We start from the raw sequence: 16,669 nt of genomic DNA, 5'->3' as shown, positions 1-16,669 counted from the left end.
ACCGTAACATGGTCCTCGCAAGGCCCCTGTCCGAGCGCGTTCGCTGATCAAGCTACAAAGTCACCGAACCCTTTGACCGCATCCATGCACCAAAGCCAATCGGCATCGTGCCTAGTCTGGAAGCGCGTTCGCCAGATCAGCTCGGATTTGATAGTCTTGAAGAACGTCTCGACCGTGGCGTTGGCCTATGGTCGGCGAAGCGTTCAAACAGTTCTCCGAAAGCCGGGTCGTCGAAATCGGGTAAAGGTTCGGCCGCGGCGGCGATCATCTCCGGCAGGCTTTTCCCCGAAGAGTGGCCGGGCAGATGGTTGGTCGCGGCGCGGCTGCCATTTTCGGCCCAGCCTTGTTCGCCGACCAGCGGCACGAACATGACGCCGCCGAGATCTTCCTCCTCGAACGTTGTCCCGCCGGTGCGGGTGATCTTGACGAGACGCTGGTTGCGCGATTCCTCGCCGAGCGGGATGACCAACCGGCCACCGACGTCGAGCTGATCCTTCAATGCCTGCGGGGCGCTGGGACCGCCGGCAGCTACAATTATGGCATCGAACGGGGCGACTTCGGGCCAGCCTTTGGTCCCGTCCCCGATCCTGAGATCGATGTTGTCGTATCCGAGCTTTTCGAATCGCCTCCTGGCGGGTTCGGCGAGCGACGCGTGCCGTTCGATGGCGTGGACATGCCCGGCGAACCGGCTCATCACGGCGGCGGCATAACCCGAGCCGGCGCCAACCTCCAGTACCCTGTCGCCGGGCTTGATTTCGGCCGCCTCGATCATGAGCGCCACGATATAGGGTTGCGAAATGGTCTGACCCGCCTCGATCGGCAGCGCGCTGTCCTCATAGGCGAATTCTTCGAATCCTGGATCGACGAATTTTTCGCGCGGAACCTCGCGCATGGCATCCAATACGTTGCGGTCACGGACGCCCCGGCGCGCGATGTGCACGTCGATCATGCGGTTGCGAGCATGCGGCATATCGAGCATGGTTGCTCCTTTGGTTATGGATCGGATGGCGACTTCGGAGACGTTTGGGTGCAACGTGCCTTGCAAGTCACGGTTCCATTCAAGACAAGAAACCGCTTTGTTGACGGTCCGGAGACAACTTTCCCGCAACTCCGTGCATCATCGATCGACGGGCCTCGCTCTGGTTGCGATCGCGGTTAAGAGACGCCATGACGCGCAGCTGACCAATTTCCGGAAGCTTCGGCGCGTCCGACGACCACGGTCGCGTTTGTGACAGCGGGAACCATGGTCCGACACGTTGGTTGTGTTCTTGGATGATCCTCCTTGAACAGAATGAACGGTACGATCATGCGTGTGCCCACGATAGCCGTCTTCCTTTCGGCGTGGATTTTGCCAACTCCGGTTTTTGCACAGCAATCTCCAGGTTCGCAATTTCCCTCGGCTACGACGGCGCCGAAAGCCATACCGGATGATAGTCTGGCCGAGCAGAACTTCACGAGCGTGGCGATCGTCGCCCTCGAGGATTTACCCTCGCAAATCAGGCCGCAGGTCGAGGCCGTGGTAAACCAAACGACACATGAAGAACTGTATGTGCTGCAAAGCTCCGTTGATGCGTGGCCGCCGGTCGCAGCGGCGCTGGCGGCCAATGGGCTCAATTCCTCGCAGGTTGTCGCTGCCAACATCGATGATGATGGGACGCTGACGCTGATCGTGCAGACCACCACGTGACGGGACGCCGTCGCCTTCGCGGCCGGCTTTAGGAGAGATGACGGCCGCAAGTCGAAAGGACGATCGCTATGGCCGAAGCAAATGTCCGCAATTTCACGATCAACTTCGGACCGCAACATCCGGCGGCTCACGGGGTTTTGCGACTGGTCCTCGAACTCGACGGCGAGGTGGTCGAGCGAGTCGATCCGCACATCGGCCTTCTTCACCGGGGAACCGAGAAGCTCATCGAGCATAAGACCTATTTGCAAGCGCTGCCATATTTCGACCGGCTCGACTACGTCGCCCCGATGAATCAGGAACATGCATTCTGTCTCGCTGCGGAGAAGTTGCTCGAGATATCGGTTCCTAAGCGCGGGCAACTTATTCGGGTCCTGTATTGTGAAATCGGCCGGCTTCTGTCGCATCTGCTCAATGTCACGACGCAAGCCATGGATATAGGCGCGCTGACCCCGCCGCTTTGGGGCTTCGCCGAGCGCGAGAAGTTGATGGTCTTCTACGAGCGCGCGTCCGGCGCCCGCATGCATGCGAATTATTTCAGGGTAGGAGGCGTTCATCAGGACCTGCCCCCGAAGCTTCTGGACGACATCTGGGATTTCTGCGACCCGTTCCTCCAGGTTTGCGACAATCTCGAAGGGCTGCTTACGGACAACCGGATCTTCAAGCAGCGCAACGTCGATATCGCCGCGATCAGTCTCGACGACGCTTGGGCCTGGGGCTTCTCGGGCGTAATGGTGCGCGGATCGGGAGCAGCGTGGGATTTGCGCAAGGCGCAGCCCTACGAGTGCTATTCCGAGATGGATTTCGACATTCCCGTCGGCAAGAACGGCGACTGCTACGATCGCTATCTCATCCGTATGGAAGAAATGCGCCAGTCCGTCCGGATCATGAAGCAGTGTCTGGAAAAATTGCGTTTGCCTGAAGGCCAGGGACCGGTAGCTATTCCTAACCAAAAGATCACGCCCCCGCGGCGTGCGGAGATGAAGCGGTCGATGGAAGCGACGATCCATCATTTCAAGCTTTATACCGAAGGACACCGCGTGCCAGCCGGAGAGGTCTATGCGGCTGTCGAGGCACCGAAAGGCGAGTTCGGCGTCTATCTCATATCGGATGGAAGCAATGTTCCATACCGATGCAAGATTCGCGCGCCCTCTTTTGCCCACCTGCAGGCAATGGATTTTCTATCGCGGGGCCACATGCTCGCCGATGTGTCCGCTATAATCGGATCGCTCGACATCGTATTCGGTGAAATCGATCGCTAGGACCTCACAGCCATTCTGGCACAGCGTTGGAGGAATCGAGCCTGTCCGTACCTGCGGAGTCGAGCTCGCATAACCCACCGCGCCACAACCGTTTTCCCTGAAGGACTCAAACGATGGCCATTGTTCCTACTCCCGAACCAACGCCAACTCCGCCGCCGCCGATCCCCGAACCTAAACCCATTCGTGAACCGGATCCCGACAGGCTTCCCGACGAAGTCCCTGTCCCCAATCCTGATGAAAACGACGCGCCGCCGAAACACGCTGACACGTTCGGCGAACGGCTTCGATGTCACCCTGCACACCGAGGACAAGGCGGAGGCCCGGCGCTGGTTCGATCAGTTGTCAGAAGGCGGCAAGCCGGTCATGCAGTTCGACGAGACCTTCTGGTCGCCCGGCTTCGGCTCCCTGGTCGACAGGTTCGGCGTCCCTTGGATGATCAACGTCGTTCCGTCGGCTGGTTGGAGCTCTTCGCAGGGCTGACTGTAACGATCTCCCATCACCCGAGATGCCGAGGAGATACTTCCAGCCATCTCTGGAAGAGCGACCTGGCCGCTGATGTCAGTGGGTCTCGCCGTCGGATGCGGACCGCTGGCGACGATTGATGGATCGTTCCCGCCGTTTGATCGTCCTAATCCCTCAATTAGAAACCGTGATCACTTCAAAAGTGAAGGGAACCACGAGGCCTCACGACAGTTGGTAAAGAAGGGACGTTGGACCAGATCGCCGGGAGGCGAGCATGCACGATAAGCAGGCTGATATCTTCGAATTGTTCTCGGAAATCTACAAGTCGGCGGCTCAGGACGAAACAAGCCTCCAGCAATATCTCCTGTCGTGCAGCGAGGACAAGTCGATGTACGCTTCTGCACCGGAGCGTATGGTAGCGGCGATAGGCGAACCTCAGCTCGTCGACACCAGCAAGGACGAAAGGCTGGGGCGTATCTTTTCCAACAAGACGATCAAGCTCTATTCATCGTTCTCCGATTTCTACGGCATGGAAGACACGATAGAGCGGATCGCCGGCTATTTCCGCTACGCCTCTCAAGGGTTGGAGGAGCGCAAACAAATCCTCTATTTGCTGGGACCCGTGGGCGGAGGCAAATCCTCGCTGGCAGAGCGATTGAAAAGCCTGATGGAGAAGCATCCCATCTACACGCTCAAGGCCGGAAATCAGATCAGCCCGGTTTTTGAATCACCACTTGGACTTTTCGATCCGGAACGAATGGCCGATCTTCTGGAAGACAAATACGGGATCGCGCGGCGTCGGCTGAATGGCTTGATCTCGCCTTGGGCGGCGAAGCGTCTCGATGCGTTCGCCGGTGACATTTCCAAATTTTCCGTCGTGAAACTCATGCCCTCACGGTTGCGGCAGATCGCAATTGCCAAGACCGAACCGGGTGATGAGAACAATCAGGATGTCTCCGCGCTCGTCGGCAAGGTCGATATAAGGCAGCTTGAGAATTTCAGCCAGTCGGACCCGGATGCCTACTCCTACAGCGGCGGACTGAACCGAACGACGCAAGGGTTGCTCGAATTCGTCGAGATGTTCAAGGCCCCAATCAAGGTCTTGCATCCCCTGCTGACCGCGACCCAGGAGGGCAACTACAACGGCACCGAGAATTTTGGCGCGTTCCCGTACCAAGGCATCATCGTCGCCCATTCCAACGAGTCCGAATGGCTGCAGTTCAAACGCAACAAGAACAACGAGGCGTTCCTGGACCGTATCCTGGTGGTCAAGGTTCCATACTGTCTTCGCGTCACCGAGGAGCGGCAGATTTACGAAAAACTGCTGCGCGAAAGCGAGTTGGCCACCAGTCCCTGTGCTCCCGAAGTGCTCGATATTCTCAGCCGCTTCACGGTTTCGACCCGCTTGGCCGAGCACGACAATTCGCCACTCTACACGAAGATGCGGATCTATGACGGCGAAAACCTGAAGGAAATCGACCCCAAGGCCAAGTCGGTTCAGGAATACCGCGACGCTGCCGGCGTGGATGAAGGCATGACCGGCGTCAGCACGCGCTTCGCTTTCAAAATCCTGTCGCAGACCTTCAATTATGGCACCGACGAGGTCGCTGCCGATCCCGTCCACCTGATGTACATTCTGGAGGACGCGATCAAGCGAGAGCAATTTCCCAAGGAAGCGGAGGCGACCTATCTCGATTTCATAAAATCGGAGCTCGCCGCGCGCTATGCCGAGTTCATCGGCCACGAGATTCAGAAGGCCTATCTGGAGTCCTATAGCGAATACGGTCAGAACCTTTTCGACCGCTACATCGCCTATGCCGACGCATGGATCGAGGACCAGGACTACAAGGACCCGGATACCGGCCAGATCCTCAACCGCGAAATCCTGGACAACGAATTGTCGCAGGTCGAGAAGCCCGCCGGCATTGCCAATCCGAAGGACTTCCGCAATGAAGTGGTGAAATTCACACTTCGCGCGCGAGCCCGCAACAATGGCCGCAACCCGTCATGGACAAGCTATGAAAAGCTGCGTGAGGTCATCGAGAAGCGGATGTTCGGCCAGGTCGAGGATTTGCTCCCGATCATCAGCTTCGGGTCCAAGCAAGACAGTGTGACAGAAAAACGGCACACCGAATTCGTCCAGCGCATGGTCCAGCGTGGTCACACCGAGCGTCAGGTCCGTCGCCTGGTGGACTGGTATATGCGGGTGAACAAGGCAGGCTGACGGAGGTCATCCATGCCGATCTTTATCGATCGCCGCCTCAACCCCAAGGACAAGAGCCTTGGCAACCGGCACCGTTTCCTTCGGCGTGCGCGCGAAGAACTGAAGCAGAGCATCCGGGACAAGATCCGGGACGGCAAGATTTCCGACGTAGACGCCGATCATATCGTCGCCATGCCGGCGATTGGCACCAGCGAACCGAGCTTCAGCCCGGCCAATGACAGCGGCAGGCGCCAGCACGTGTTACCGGGCAACCGGGATTTCGTCCCGGGCGACCAGCTTCCCAAGCCGAGACAAGGCGGCCACGGAGCATCCGGACCGATGTCGAGACAATCGGAAGACGATTTCCGTTTCGTGCTCTCGCGGGAGGAAGTGCTCGACCTTTTTTTCGAGGATCTCGAGCTGCCGGACATGGTCAAGCTGAACCTCAAGGAGATCCTTGCCTACAAGCAGCGCCGGGCAGGGTTTGCAGCCGCCGGGTCCCCGACAAATATCAATATCGGGCGCACGATGCGCAACAGCCATGGTCGCCGCATTGCGCTCAAACGTCCCAAACAGGGGGAGCTTGACGCGATCACTAATGAACTCGCAGCCCTCGAGAAAGAAACGCCAAACGCGGCGGCGCGCCTTCGTATAGCCGCGTTGCAGGAAGAGCTTGAGCGACTGGAGCGTCGCCGCAGGCTGATCGCCTATGTCGACCCGGTCGACATCCGCTTCAATCGCTTTGACCCCCAGCCCGTGCCGAACGCCAATGCGGTCATGTTCTGCCTCATGGACGTGTCCGGTTCGATGGGCGAACGCGAGAAGGATTTGGCCAAGCGCTTCTTCGTGCTGCTGCACCTTTTCCTGAAACGGCGCTACGACCGCACCGAAATCGTCTTCATCCGCCATACGCATGAAGCGCATGAGGTTGATGAGGAAACCTTCTTCTACAGCACGCAGAGTGGCGGTACGGTCGTTTCCACGGCACTCGAGGAGATGCGGCGCATAATCGCGGAGCGATATCCCAGCCACGAATGGAACATCTACGCCGCCCAAGCTTCGGACGGCGACAATTTCGTGGCCGATTCCGATCGTTGCATAGCGCTGCTGGATGGCGAGATCATGCGCCTGTGCCAGTATTTCGCGTATGTCGAGATCATCGACGAACGCGAGAGCCATATCTTCGGCTCCACCGACAATGGCACGTCGCTCTGGCGCGCCTACAGCGCCGTCGACCTCAAATGGCCGAATTTCCAGATGAGCCGCATCGCCACGGCCGCCGACATCTATCCGGTCTTTCGCCAGCTCTTCACCAGGCAGTCAGTCCGCCAGACGAACGCTTGAAGGATCGCAGATGCCAAAGCTCGCCACCAAATCCGACTTGCTGTTTTCAGGTTCCGATTGGGACTTCCATACGTTGGCGCGGGTCTATGATGAAATCGCCGCGATCGCGCTGGAAGACCTTCATCTCGACGTCTATCCGGTGCAGATGGAGGTCATTTCGTCTGAACAGATGCTTGATGCCTACTCTTCCGTCGGCATGCCGCTGATGTATCCTCACTGGTCGTTCGGCAAGCATTTCCTCTATCAGGAATTGCTCTATCGGAAAGGTGGCCGCGGCCTCGCCTACGAACTGGTCATCAATTCCAATCCTTGCATCGTCTATCTGATGGAGGAAAACACCATGGCCCTGCAGGCCCTGGTGACCGCACATGCGGCGCTCGGCCATAACCATTTCTTCAAGAACAACTATCTGTTCCGGCAATGGACGGACGCCGGCGCGATCCTGAGTTACCTGGATTTCGCCAAGGGCTACATTGGCTGCTGCGAGGAACGGCATGGCGTGGCTGCCGTAGAGAATATTCTCGACGCGGCCCACGCCCTGATGGAACAAGGCGTATTCCGGTACCGCCGTCCACCGAAACTATCCTCGGAAAAGGAGCACGAGAGCATTCGCGACCAACTGGAATACGAAGAACGTTCCTACAACGACCTCTGGCGCACCCTCCCGCCTTCGAAGGACGAGGGCGAGGCGGGCGAAACGGACCCCGGCGTGGCGGAGCGGAAGAAATCGCTCAATCTGCCGGAGGAAAACCTGCTTTATTTCCTGGAAAAGAACAGCTTGGTCCTCGAGTCCTGGCAGCGCGAGGTAGTCAGGATCGTGCGCACCATCGCTCAATATTTCTACCCGCAACGGCAAACGCAGGTGATGAACGAAGGCTGCGCGACTTTCGTCCATTACACTATGATGAACGCGCTGTTCGATCGGGGCCGGATCAGCGAGGGCGCCATGCTGGAAATGCTGGGCAATCACACCAATGTGGTTTTCCAGCCGGCGTTTGACGATCCGCGGTTTTCCGGCATCAATCCTTATGCGCTGGGCCTCGCCATGATGCAGGATATTCAACGTATTTCAACGGAGCCCACCGCTGAGGATCGCGACTGGTTTCCCAGCATCGCGGGGAACGGAAACTGGCGCGAGACCCTGCTGGACGCGTGGGCCAATCACCGCGACGAGTCCTTTATCCAGCAGTATCTCAGCCCGGCGCTGATCCGGAAGTGGCGTTTCTTCCTGCTCGATGACATCGCGGACAAGGCGCATTACGAGGTCGCGTCAATCCACAACGAGCGGGGCTACGAAACGATACGCACCGCGCTTGCCCGCAATTACGACATCGGCGCAAACCGGCCCGATGTTCAGATCGTCGACGTGGACTTGCTCGGTGAACGGCACTTGCACCTCGAGCATAAGGTAACCAACGCCGTCCTGCTGGACGAGGCAACCTGCGACGCCACGTTACGGCACATCCGCACCCTATGGGGCTATAAGGTCAGTTTGACGGGCGTAGACGCCAAGACCGGCGCGACGGTTTATGAACGCTCGATCAACCAAACCTGAGAGACCGTGGTCACGAGCAAGCGGATTGGCCGCTTCACCGCTCTGTTTACTGCCTCAACGCGCAATCCTTTCTCTCAGCCAGGCAACGAACCTGAAATTGCCGCGAATTGCCGCTCGAACGCGGGTAGCCGCCCATCGAGCTTGCATCCGGGCACCGACATGGCAATCACAGACGATGTTGTGCAACTGCCAGTCGGTCAGTTCGAAGAAGCGCTTTGCCTCGCCATAGGTATCGTTTTGCAGGCCTAGCGCTCGCAGCATCGGATCCTCAAAGGCAACGGTGACGGGCGATCCCTCACCCCGCGCTTTTTCACGCGCCGCCGGCGTGAGGTATTCGGTGCCGGCCAGTGCTCCAAGGCTTCGCTCGGGATGTCGCTCAAGCAACTCTGCCCAGCGCTCGAGCCGTTGGTTTCGAGTCATTATCGGGTATGTCGCCCATGCTTCCACATCTGCGACTATCTGCAGTTGGTCGAGTGTTTGGTGTTTCATGGTCCGCTCCTGCTGACAGGTTAACGCCCACGCCTGTATGAAAATTATGGCGCCGCCACACGCCGACAAGAGCCGACGATCGGTAAATATCCAGGAAGGGTCCGCATAGGGATCGAAACGATCGCGTGAAGGCGGCCTAAATCCGGCATCAGCGCATTGGTGCCCATCGGCCCTCACCACTGGGGGCGACAAACCCCAAGACGAATAGTATAATCCCTCGTGATATTGGTCGCGGTTTCGCGTGACCATTCGCGTTGGACCGCAGCGCCGCGAGCCACGACCGAGCCCGATATCGGAGGAACGGTCATGGCAAACTTCCATGTCTACGCAGCAGGCACCAGCAGCAAGGTCGAACATCCCGCCATCCGCAAGCTAGGGGTTTCGGATGTTTTCGACGCCCTTCGTCGCGGTTTGGACGATTTTTGGGACAAACCCTCGCATTATGTCTTCCTATGCCTGATCTATCCAATCGTCGGCGTGCTCCTCATCACCTGGACCTCCGGCGGCAACGCGCTTCAACTCATCTACCCTTTGATGACCGGCTTTGCGCTTTTGGGTCCCGTCGCGGCGATCGGCCTCTACGAGATCAGCCGCCGGCGCGAGCAGGGCCTCGACACCTCGTGGCGGCATGCCTTCGACGTCCGAAAGTCACCCGCCATGCCAGCAATCTTCGCGCTCGGCATCATGCTGATGGTGCTGTTCGTGGCCTGGATGCTGACGGCGCAGGCGCTCTACACCTATCTTTACGGTGAGGCCGTTCCGGCATCGTTGTCCGGCTTCGTCGCAGACGTCCTGACCACTCAGCGCGGCTGGACGCTGATCGTGCTTGGCAATTTCATAGGCTTCCTGTTCGCTCTCGTCGCACTAAGCACCACCGTCGTCGCCTTCCCGTTGCTGCTCGACCGCGACATCGGCGCCTACGCCGCCGTCGAGACTTCGGCGCGAACGGTTATCGCGAACCCCATTCCGATGCTGCTCTGGGGGCTCATCGTCGCCGTAGCCATGGTCGTCGGGACTTTGACGCTGTTCGTCGGCCTGGCTGTGGCCTTGCCCGTGCTTGGTCATTCGACCTGGCATCTCTATCGCAAGGTGGTCGCGCCTGCGCCCACCCCTGAAAAGACGGCGATGCGCGAGCACCGCATATAGCTTGCTAACACTTTGAGTGAGCATCGGAATAGCCGGTCCAATGCTCAAGCCGGCAGGAACTGACCTGCCGGCTTCCGCGTCACGCCGGGTGGCTGAAGCGGGCGACCGTTGCGCCTTGCAGCAGTTTATGGAAATCGGCGCCGGTGACACGCACCAGCGTCTTGTGGTCGCCGCCCTCGAAATAGACATCGCCCTCCCCGCGAAAGCTTTCATCAACGACGACCGGCACCTGATAGGCCGCGCCGACCGGCGGCACCGCGCCAATGTCGCAATCGTTGAACAACTGGCCGACCTCATCTTCCGAGGCGAGCCCGAGCCGTTTGTCGAGCACGCTCTGAAGCGTGCCCAACTCGACCCGGTGGCTGCTCGGAACGACCGCCAGCGCATAGCCCATTTCGTGGTGAAGAAGCACCGATTTGGCTAGCCTTCGGCTCGGAACATGCGACGCCAGCGCGGTCTGGCAGGTGGTCGAAGTCCGGTGATGGGCAACGGTATCGTAGGGGATACCCATGCGGGCAATGTAGTCTTGAAGTTTCCTGGCGATCGTCATCGTAGGCGCCCTTCTGCTGGAGGTGGCGACGCATCGGAAAACGAGAGCGGACATTCTCCGCCTATCATTTTTCCTGTCAACGAAGAATGCGTTCCCGCTTGCCGAAAGTGATGCTTATTGCCCTGCGCTGAAGGACAAGACGCGGGTCAGTTCGGTGTAGTCGGACTCGATGACCATGATCGCCACGAAGACCAGGATCAGCAGCGGCGGCACCAGGATCGTATAGGCCAGTGCCAGCCTCTCCCAGGCCATGTGCATGAACACGGCGACGATGAGCCCCGCCTTGAGCATCATCAGCGTAACGATCAGGCCCCATCTGAGATAACCCTGAAGGGCGAAATAGTCGACGGCGTAGGAACAGGCGCTGAGGATGAACAGCCAGCCCCAGACGACGAGATAAAGCTTGATCGGATGCTGCTGGCCCTGCGCGTGCGCAACCGCCGGGGCGGCAGCGACATGTCCCGGCAGCCCGTGTTCCTGCGTCTCTGCCTGTGCCATCGCTCCACCTCACCAAAGATAGAAAAACGCGAAAATGAACACCCACACCAGATCGACGAAGTGCCAGTAGAGCCCCATGATCTCGACGCTCTCATATTGGCCGCGCCGGCTGGTGAAGAAACCGGGTGCGCCGGTTTCGTAATCGCCGCGCCACACCTTGCGGGCGACGATCAACAGGAAGATCACGCCGATCGTGACATGGGTGCCGTGAAACCCGGTGATCATGAAGAAGGCCGAGCCGAACTGCACCGCGCCCCAGGGATTGCCCCAGGGCCGCACGCCCTCGGTGATGAGTTTTGTCCATTCGAAAGCCTGCATGCCGACGAAGGTCGCGCCGAGAGCGGCGGTGAGCAACATCAGCGTCGCCGTCTTCCTGCGGTCGCGCCGGTAGCCGAAATTCACCGCCATCGCCATCGTGCCGCTCGATGAGATCAGCACGAAGGTCATGATGGCGATCAGGATCAGCGGAATGTCCTGGCCGAACATATGCAGCCCGAAAACCTCGCTCGGATTGGGCCACGGCACCGTCGTCGACATCCGCGCGGTCATGTAGGACAACAGGAAACAGCCGAAGACGAAGGTGTCCGAAAGCAGGAAGATCCACATCATGGCCTTCCCCCAGGAGACGTTCTTGAACGCCCGTTGGTCGGATGACCAGTCGGCGGCGACCCCGCGCAGGCCCGGTGGCCGCTGTACGGTGTGGTCGGCATGCCCCAACGCGGTTTCGGTCATCCGTCCCTCCTAGGTCAGCAACCCGCGGCAAATGTCGATGAAGCTGGCGGCCCAGCCCATCAGCACGGTGAAAAGCACCAGCCAGACGACCAGCAAGACGTGCCAGTACATCGCGCAGAGTTCGGTCGACAGGACGAGCCTCGCCGCCGGATCACTCTGCCATGCGCGAAAATTGACCCGGCCAAGCGCCACCAATCCGCCGATGATGTGCAGACCGTGCATCGCGGTCAGGAGGTAGAAAAAACTGACCGCCGGGTTCTCGGTCGCGAAATAGCCATCGGCGGCGAAGTCGCGCCATGCCAGCAATTGCCCGCCCAGGAAGGCGACTGAGGCAGCAGCACCCGTGAGAAGGGCAAGCCGAAGATTGTCGAACCGCCTATGTTGGGCGGCATAGACCGCGCATTGCAGCACGACACTCGCCAGAACCAGCAGAGCCGTGTTGAACCAAAGGATTCGCGGCACCGGAGCAGCCTGCCAGTCGGCATAGGCCATGCGCATGAAATAGGCGCTGATGAGCAGCGCAAACAGCGCGCCGACCACGGCAAGAAAGACGCCAAGTCCGATCTTGGCCGGGTGCATGGCAGACGCTTCCGTTGCAGGAAACGCCAGGACCGGCCCCGCCTCGAGCCACGGCTTGGACATCAGCCGCTGGCGCGACAACCACCAGCCGGCAATGGCGGTGATCAAGGCGAGAAAGATCAGGATCGCGCTCATATCGGCCCGCCTTGCGTCAGCGGACGCGGATCGTTCTGCGGGATGAAATCCTCCGGCGCGCCGGGAACGCTGTAGTCATAGGCCCAGCGGTAGACCACCGGCAATTCCTTGCCGAAATTGCCGTGCGGCGGCGGCGTGCCCGCCGTCTGCCATTCCAGTGTCGTTGCTCGCCATGGATTGTCGCCGGCCTCTCTGCCATGGCGCAGGCTCCAGAACAGGTTGAACAGGAACACCATCTGGGCAGCACCGACCGTCAGCGCGGCGATGGTGATGAATTCGTTCAGCGTATGCACGGATGGCGGGACGAAGGCCGTATCGCCGAGTTCGGGATAGCGACGGGGCACGCCGACCAGCCCGACATAATGCATCGGGAAGAAGATCAGATATGTGCCGACGAAGGTCACCCAGAAGTGCAAGCGCCCCATCGCCTCGTTGAGCATCCTGCCGGTGATTTTCGGATACCAGTGATAGATCGCGCCGAAGATGACAAGGATCGGCGCGACCCCCATCACCATATGAAAATGCGCCACCACGAACATCGTGTCGGATAGCGGCACGTCGACTACCACATTGCCGAGGAACAGGCCGGTCAGCCCGCCATTGACGAAGGTGACGATGAAGCCGAGCGCAAACAGCATCGGCAACGTCAGGTGAATGTCGCCGCGCCACAGCGTCAACACCCAGTTGTAGACCTTGATGGCCGTGGGGATGGCGATGATCAGCGTGGTGGTGGCAAAGAAAAAGCCGAAATACGGGTGCATGCCCGAGACATACATGTGGTGCGCCCAGACGACGAAGGACAGCGCCCCGATGGCGATGATCGCCCACACCATCATGCGATAGCCGAAAATGTTCTTGCGCGCATGCGTGCTGATCAGGTCGGAAACGATCCCGAAGGCCGGAAGCGCCACGATGTAGACTTCGGGGTGGCCGAAGAACCAGAACAGGTGCTGGAACATGATCGGGCTGCCGCCGTCATGCGGCAGCGGCGTGGTACCCATCTCCACCATCGCGGGCATGAAGAAGCTTGAACCGACCACCCGGTCGAACAGCATCATGACGCAGGCGACGAAGAGCGCGGGGAAAGCCAGCAGCGCCATCACGGTGGCTGTGAAAATGCCCCACACCGTCAGCGGCAGACGCATCAGCGTCATGCCGCGCGTGCGCCCCTGAAGCACGGTCACCACATAGTTGAGGCCGCCCATAGTGAAGCCGACGATGAACAGGATCAGCGACACCAGCATCAGGATGATGCCGTAATCCTGCCCGCCGGGCGTACCCGAGGTGATGGCCTGCGGCGGATAGAGCGTCCAGCCCGCCCCCGTCGGCCCTCCGGGCGCAAAGAAGCTTGCGACTAGCACCAGAACGGCAAGCAGGTAAATCCAGTAGCTCAGCATGTTGACATAGGGAAACGCCATGTCGCGCGCGCCGACCATCAGCGGGATCAGATAGTTGCCGAAGCCGCCGAGGAACAGCGCCGTCAAAAGGTAGATCACCATGATCATGCCGTGCATGGTCATGAACTGGTAATAGACGTCGGGCGAGATGGACGAGAACGTGTCGGGGAAGCCGAGCTTCAAACGCATCAGCCAGGACAGCACCAGCGCCACCAGCCCGATGGCCATCGCCGTGCCGGCATATTGGATGGCGATGACCTTGGCATCCTGCGAGAAGACGTATTTCGTCCACCAGCTATGCGGGTGGTAGAGTTCCACCTCCGCCACTTCCGCTGATGGTATCAACCCTGCCCCCTGAGGCGTGACATCGACCATCGCTATACCTCTTCGCTCTTTTGTCCTTCACACCGGGGAGGCAGCCGACATGGCCGCCTCGTCAAAACTGCTTTTTTCCTACTCCACCTTCGCCCGCGCCATTGCGGGCTGGGCAAGCGCACCCGTCTTGGCCGGAGCCGACAATTGGGTGAAGGTCGACTGCTGCTGCAGCCAGGCCTGATAATCCTGCTCGGTATCGACATCGACGACGCCGCGCATGAAGGCGTGGCCGATGCCGCAAAGCTCGGCGCACAGCACCTCGAAACTTCCCGTTCTTGTCGGCGTGAACCAGAAATAGGTGACCGTGCCGGGCACCATGTCCATCTTGGCGCGAAACTCTGGCACGTAGAAATCGTGCAGGACGTCGATCGAGCGCAGCAGCACTTTCACCGGCTTGCCGATCGGCAGGTGCAGGTCGGCGGCCTCAACCACGACATCGTCCTGTCCGTTCGGGTCCTGCGGGTTGATGCCGAGCGGATTATCGGAATTGACGAGCCGAGCGTTCGACGTGCCAAGCTTGCCGTCCGCGCCCGGCAGGCGAAAACTCCATTGCCATTGCTGCGCGACAACCTCGATCTCCGTCGCATCGGCGGGGACGGTGATGAAGCGGCTCCACACGAACAAGCCGGGGGCCAGCAAAGCCGCAACGCCGACGGCGGTGACGACGGTCAGCCAGGATTCCAGCTTTCGGTTTTCCGGCTCATAAGCGGCGCTGCGCCCTTCCGTGTGCCGGAAGCGATAGACGCAATAGGCCATGAACAACACGACGGCCGAAAACACGGCCCCGGTGATCCAGAAGGTAATTACGAGCGTGTTGTCGATATAGCCCCAGTTGGAGGCTATCGGCGTCCACCACCACGGGCTCAGCACATGGAACAGCACCGAGCCGACGACGATCAGAACGAGTACCAGCGCAATGGCCATCCTCGGTTCCTCCGGCATTCCGAGGGACGCTGTCCCGCAGGAAGGCCAGCGCCATTATAGCTTGTTTTTCCTCAAAAATACCAGAGCATCACCAGCGAAAGTTGAATCCAGATGGCCAATCGCCAGCGTTGTGCCATAGCGCGCGCTTATGTGAACAAAAAGCCAGGCTCTTAAGCCCGGCCAAGCATGAAGGCTCCAGAGGCGAGCGCGCCGAACGAATGGCAGCAGAGCCCGCTCCCTCGCAGGATCATTGCCTAGTCTTGTTTCGGCTGCTGCGGTATCTCGCCCGGACGAATGATCGGTGTCTTGCCCTCGGCCGGCGGTGGCGTCGCCATCTTCCGGTCGCCGGTTGGCGGTGGCTTCAACACCCCACCGCAGGGTTCCAGAGATCGGCTCAGATTGTCCGTCCGGTCGGACCCGTGTCGTTCGTTCTGCGCCCGGTTGGCTGTTTCGTCGTCCGGCTTGACCTGGCAAGGATTGGTCGACGGCAACGGCGCTTGCGTCGGCGGCTTCTTCTCCGCTTGAGCAGCAGCGATCAACGCAAGCGTGATCAGCAATGCACCGGAGAACTGTGGAAGTGATTTCATGGTTCGTGCCTTTCATCAAAGGTCTTTTTTCGCCCACGCTGTCAAATGCCACGCATAGGCAAATCGTTCCGTGGAACGAGAGCCCTCTCATCGAGTTGTGAAATCGACTGGGACATGCGGCATCGGTGTGTATCCCGCCGCGACAAGCCACCGACGCACGACAATCGGGAACCATATTCCGATCTCCCGGTTGTACGTCACCAAGATGATCCTCCTTGAACAATGAAAGGAACGGTCATGCGCAAATTGGTCGCAATAGCAATCGCTTCGGTACTGGCATTGACGTCGGTGGTCTTCGCCCAGCCAGTGGATCCACAACTCCCGCCAATCGCACCGCAGACACCACAAACGCCGCCTGAATCCTCACCCGATCAGGGTTTCTCCGACCAGAATTTCACAAGCGTCGCAGTCGTCGCCATCGAGGATTTGCCGCCAGAAATCAGGTCGCAGGTCGAGGCCGTAATCAATCAGACCAGTGCCGAGGATTTACAGGTCCTGCAAAGTTCGATCGATGCGTCCCCGCAAGCAGCGTCCGCCCTGGCTATGAGCGGACTTAATTCCTCACAAGTCGTTGCCGTTAACATTGACGAGAATGGAACGTTGACGCTGATCATCCAAGCAACGGCATGATCGCGAACTCGAGCACCCACCTACCTGCAATGGTGTTGGCCCGCGAGACGTTCCCTGCATGTCCGAAGAGCCTCTTGGTGATATAGACCACCCCGCGCCAACATCGATCACTTCATC

Annotated in this window: 15 protein-coding genes and 2 pseudogenes; 8 read left to right on the top strand and 9 right to left on the bottom strand. The window is 59.5% G+C overall.

Annotation, left to right across the window (positions count from 1 at the left end; genetic code table 11):
- Nucleotides 1-184: 184 nt before the first annotated feature.
- Nucleotides 185-979: pseudogene (locus ACX3P1_RS23640) on the bottom strand (protein-L-isoaspartate(D-aspartate) O-methyltransferase); the annotation flags it as partial.
- A 312-nt stretch (nt 980-1,291) separates the two neighbouring features.
- Between ACX3P1_RS23640 and ACX3P1_RS23635 the strand changes: the two are divergent.
- The 6 genes and pseudogenes from ACX3P1_RS23635 (at nt 1,292) to ACX3P1_RS23610 (ending at nt 8,510) form a co-directional block, all read left to right on the top strand.
- On the top strand, nt 1,292-1,687 hold the full coding sequence (locus ACX3P1_RS23635; protein ID WP_459082026.1) for a hypothetical protein: 396 nt from the start codon (nt 1,292-1,294) through the stop codon (nt 1,685-1,687).
- 68 nt (nt 1,688-1,755) lie between these two features.
- Nucleotides 1,756-2,946 (top strand): NADH-quinone oxidoreductase subunit D, encoded by a 1,191-nt coding sequence (locus ACX3P1_RS23630; protein ID WP_459082021.1) that lies wholly within the window; start codon nt 1,756-1,758, stop codon nt 2,944-2,946.
- A 273-nt stretch (nt 2,947-3,219) separates the two neighbouring features.
- Nucleotides 3,220-3,426: pseudogene (locus ACX3P1_RS23625) on the top strand (VOC family protein); the annotation flags it as partial.
- Between the two features lie 256 nt (nt 3,427-3,682).
- A complete protein-coding gene (locus tag ACX3P1_RS23620; protein WP_459082020.1) occupies nt 3,683-5,632 on the top strand; it encodes a PrkA family serine protein kinase in 1,950 nt (649 codons plus the stop codon).
- A gap of 12 nt (nt 5,633-5,644) precedes the next feature.
- Nucleotides 5,645-6,955 (top strand): YeaH/YhbH family protein, encoded by a 1,311-nt coding sequence (locus ACX3P1_RS23615; protein ID WP_459082019.1) that lies wholly within the window; start codon nt 5,645-5,647, stop codon nt 6,953-6,955.
- Nucleotides 6,956-6,965: 10 nt separating this feature from the next.
- The gene (locus tag ACX3P1_RS23610; protein ID WP_459082018.1) at nt 6,966-8,510 is read left to right on the top strand and encodes a SpoVR family protein; all 1,545 of its coding nucleotides are present in this window, start codon (nt 6,966-6,968) and stop codon (nt 8,508-8,510) included.
- A gap of 54 nt (nt 8,511-8,564) precedes the next feature.
- Here ACX3P1_RS23610 and ACX3P1_RS23605 read toward each other — a convergent pair whose 3' ends face one another.
- A complete protein-coding gene (locus ACX3P1_RS23605; RefSeq protein WP_459082017.1) occupies nt 8,565-8,999 on the bottom strand; it encodes a hypothetical protein in 435 nt (144 codons plus the stop codon).
- Nucleotides 9,000-9,305: 306 nt separating this feature from the next.
- Between ACX3P1_RS23605 and ACX3P1_RS23600 the strand changes: the two genes are divergently transcribed.
- The gene (locus tag ACX3P1_RS23600) at nt 9,306-10,145 is read left to right on the top strand and encodes a DUF2189 domain-containing protein (RefSeq protein WP_459082016.1); all 840 of its coding nucleotides are present in this window, start codon (nt 9,306-9,308) and stop codon (nt 10,143-10,145) included.
- Nucleotides 10,146-10,224: 79 nt separating this feature from the next.
- On the opposite strand, the gene ACX3P1_RS23595 is transcribed toward ACX3P1_RS23600, so the two are convergent.
- From ACX3P1_RS23595 to ACX3P1_RS23565, 7 genes are all read right to left on the bottom strand, one after another.
- Nucleotides 10,225-10,695 carry an aminoacyl-tRNA deacylase gene (locus tag ACX3P1_RS23595; RefSeq protein ID WP_459082015.1) on the bottom strand — a complete coding sequence of 157 codons (471 nt, stop codon included), beginning with the start codon at nt 10,693-10,695 and terminating at the stop codon, nt 10,225-10,227.
- A 114-nt stretch (nt 10,696-10,809) separates the two neighbouring features.
- Nucleotides 10,810-11,193 (bottom strand): cytochrome C oxidase subunit IV family protein, encoded by a 384-nt coding sequence (locus tag ACX3P1_RS23590; protein ID WP_459082014.1) that lies wholly within the window; start codon nt 11,191-11,193, stop codon nt 10,810-10,812.
- 9 nt (nt 11,194-11,202) lie between these two features.
- Entirely contained in the window at nt 11,203-11,925 is a 723-nt protein-coding gene (locus ACX3P1_RS23585) for a heme-copper oxidase subunit III family protein (RefSeq protein WP_459082013.1), read from the bottom strand.
- A gap of 9 nt (nt 11,926-11,934) precedes the next feature.
- Nucleotides 11,935-12,639: a cytochrome c oxidase subunit 3 gene (locus ACX3P1_RS23580; protein WP_459082012.1), complete on the bottom strand. Its 705-nt coding sequence runs from the start codon at nt 12,637-12,639 to the stop codon at nt 11,935-11,937.
- Nucleotides 12,636-14,411, bottom strand: coding sequence for a cytochrome c oxidase subunit I (gene ctaD, locus ACX3P1_RS23575; protein WP_459082011.1), 1,776 nt, complete (start codon nt 14,409-14,411; stop codon nt 12,636-12,638). Before ctaD ends, ACX3P1_RS23580 begins: the two co-directional genes overlap by 4 nt.
- A 78-nt stretch (nt 14,412-14,489) precedes the next feature.
- Nucleotides 14,490-15,335 carry a cytochrome c oxidase subunit II gene (locus tag ACX3P1_RS23570; protein WP_459082010.1) on the bottom strand — a complete coding sequence of 282 codons (846 nt, stop codon included), beginning with the start codon at nt 15,333-15,335 and terminating at the stop codon, nt 14,490-14,492.
- 254 nt (nt 15,336-15,589) lie between these two features.
- The gene (locus tag ACX3P1_RS23565) at nt 15,590-15,922 is read right to left on the bottom strand and encodes a hypothetical protein (protein ID WP_459082009.1); all 333 of its coding nucleotides are present in this window, start codon (nt 15,920-15,922) and stop codon (nt 15,590-15,592) included.
- A gap of 237 nt (nt 15,923-16,159) precedes the next feature.
- Here ACX3P1_RS23565 and ACX3P1_RS23560 point away from each other — a divergent pair, with 237 nt between their 5' ends.
- Entirely contained in the window at nt 16,160-16,552 is a 393-nt protein-coding gene (locus ACX3P1_RS23560) for a hypothetical protein (RefSeq protein ID WP_459082008.1), read from the top strand.
- Nucleotides 16,553-16,669: the final 117 nt, after the last annotated feature.

The organism is Mesorhizobium sp. A623 (assembly GCF_054489405.1).
The sequence above is the reverse complement of the archived record's forward strand: the minus strand, read 5'-3'. Positions and strand labels throughout refer to the sequence as shown.

Excerpts from the sequence above, each read along its gene's own strand:
- ACX3P1_RS23635 (WP_459082026.1), top strand. The coding sequence starts at position 1,292 with ATGAACGGTACGATCATGCGTGTGCCCACGATAGCCGTCTTCCTTTCG.
- ACX3P1_RS23610 (WP_459082018.1), top strand. The coding sequence starts at position 6,966 with ATGCCAAAGCTCGCCACCAAATCCGACTTGCTGTTTTCAGGTTCCGAT.
- ACX3P1_RS23595 (WP_459082015.1), bottom strand. The coding sequence starts at position 10,695 with ATGACGATCGCCAGGAAACTTCAAGACTACATTGCCCGCATGGGTATC.
- ACX3P1_RS23560 (WP_459082008.1), top strand. The coding sequence starts at position 16,160 with ATGCGCAAATTGGTCGCAATAGCAATCGCTTCGGTACTGGCATTGACG.
- ACX3P1_RS23585 (WP_459082013.1), bottom strand. The coding sequence starts at position 11,925 with ATGACCGAAACCGCGTTGGGGCATGCCGACCACACCGTACAGCGGCCA.
- ACX3P1_RS23570 (WP_459082010.1), bottom strand. The coding sequence starts at position 15,335 with ATGGCCATTGCGCTGGTACTCGTTCTGATCGTCGTCGGCTCGGTGCTG.
- ACX3P1_RS23580 (WP_459082012.1), bottom strand. The coding sequence starts at position 12,639 with ATGAGCGCGATCCTGATCTTTCTCGCCTTGATCACCGCCATTGCCGGC.
- ACX3P1_RS23600 (WP_459082016.1), top strand. The coding sequence starts at position 9,306 with ATGGCAAACTTCCATGTCTACGCAGCAGGCACCAGCAGCAAGGTCGAA.
- ACX3P1_RS23565 (WP_459082009.1), bottom strand. The coding sequence starts at position 15,922 with ATGAAATCACTTCCACAGTTCTCCGGTGCATTGCTGATCACGCTTGCG.
- ACX3P1_RS23605 (WP_459082017.1), bottom strand. The coding sequence starts at position 8,999 with ATGAAACACCAAACACTCGACCAACTGCAGATAGTCGCAGATGTGGAA.
- ACX3P1_RS23620 (WP_459082020.1), top strand. The coding sequence starts at position 3,683 with ATGCACGATAAGCAGGCTGATATCTTCGAATTGTTCTCGGAAATCTAC.
- ACX3P1_RS23615 (WP_459082019.1), top strand. The coding sequence starts at position 5,645 with ATGCCGATCTTTATCGATCGCCGCCTCAACCCCAAGGACAAGAGCCTT.
- ctaD (WP_459082011.1), bottom strand. The coding sequence starts at position 14,411 with ATGGTCGATGTCACGCCTCAGGGGGCAGGGTTGATACCATCAGCGGAA.
- ACX3P1_RS23590 (WP_459082014.1), bottom strand. The coding sequence starts at position 11,193 with ATGGCACAGGCAGAGACGCAGGAACACGGGCTGCCGGGACATGTCGCT.
- ACX3P1_RS23630 (WP_459082021.1), top strand. The coding sequence starts at position 1,756 with ATGGCCGAAGCAAATGTCCGCAATTTCACGATCAACTTCGGACCGCAA.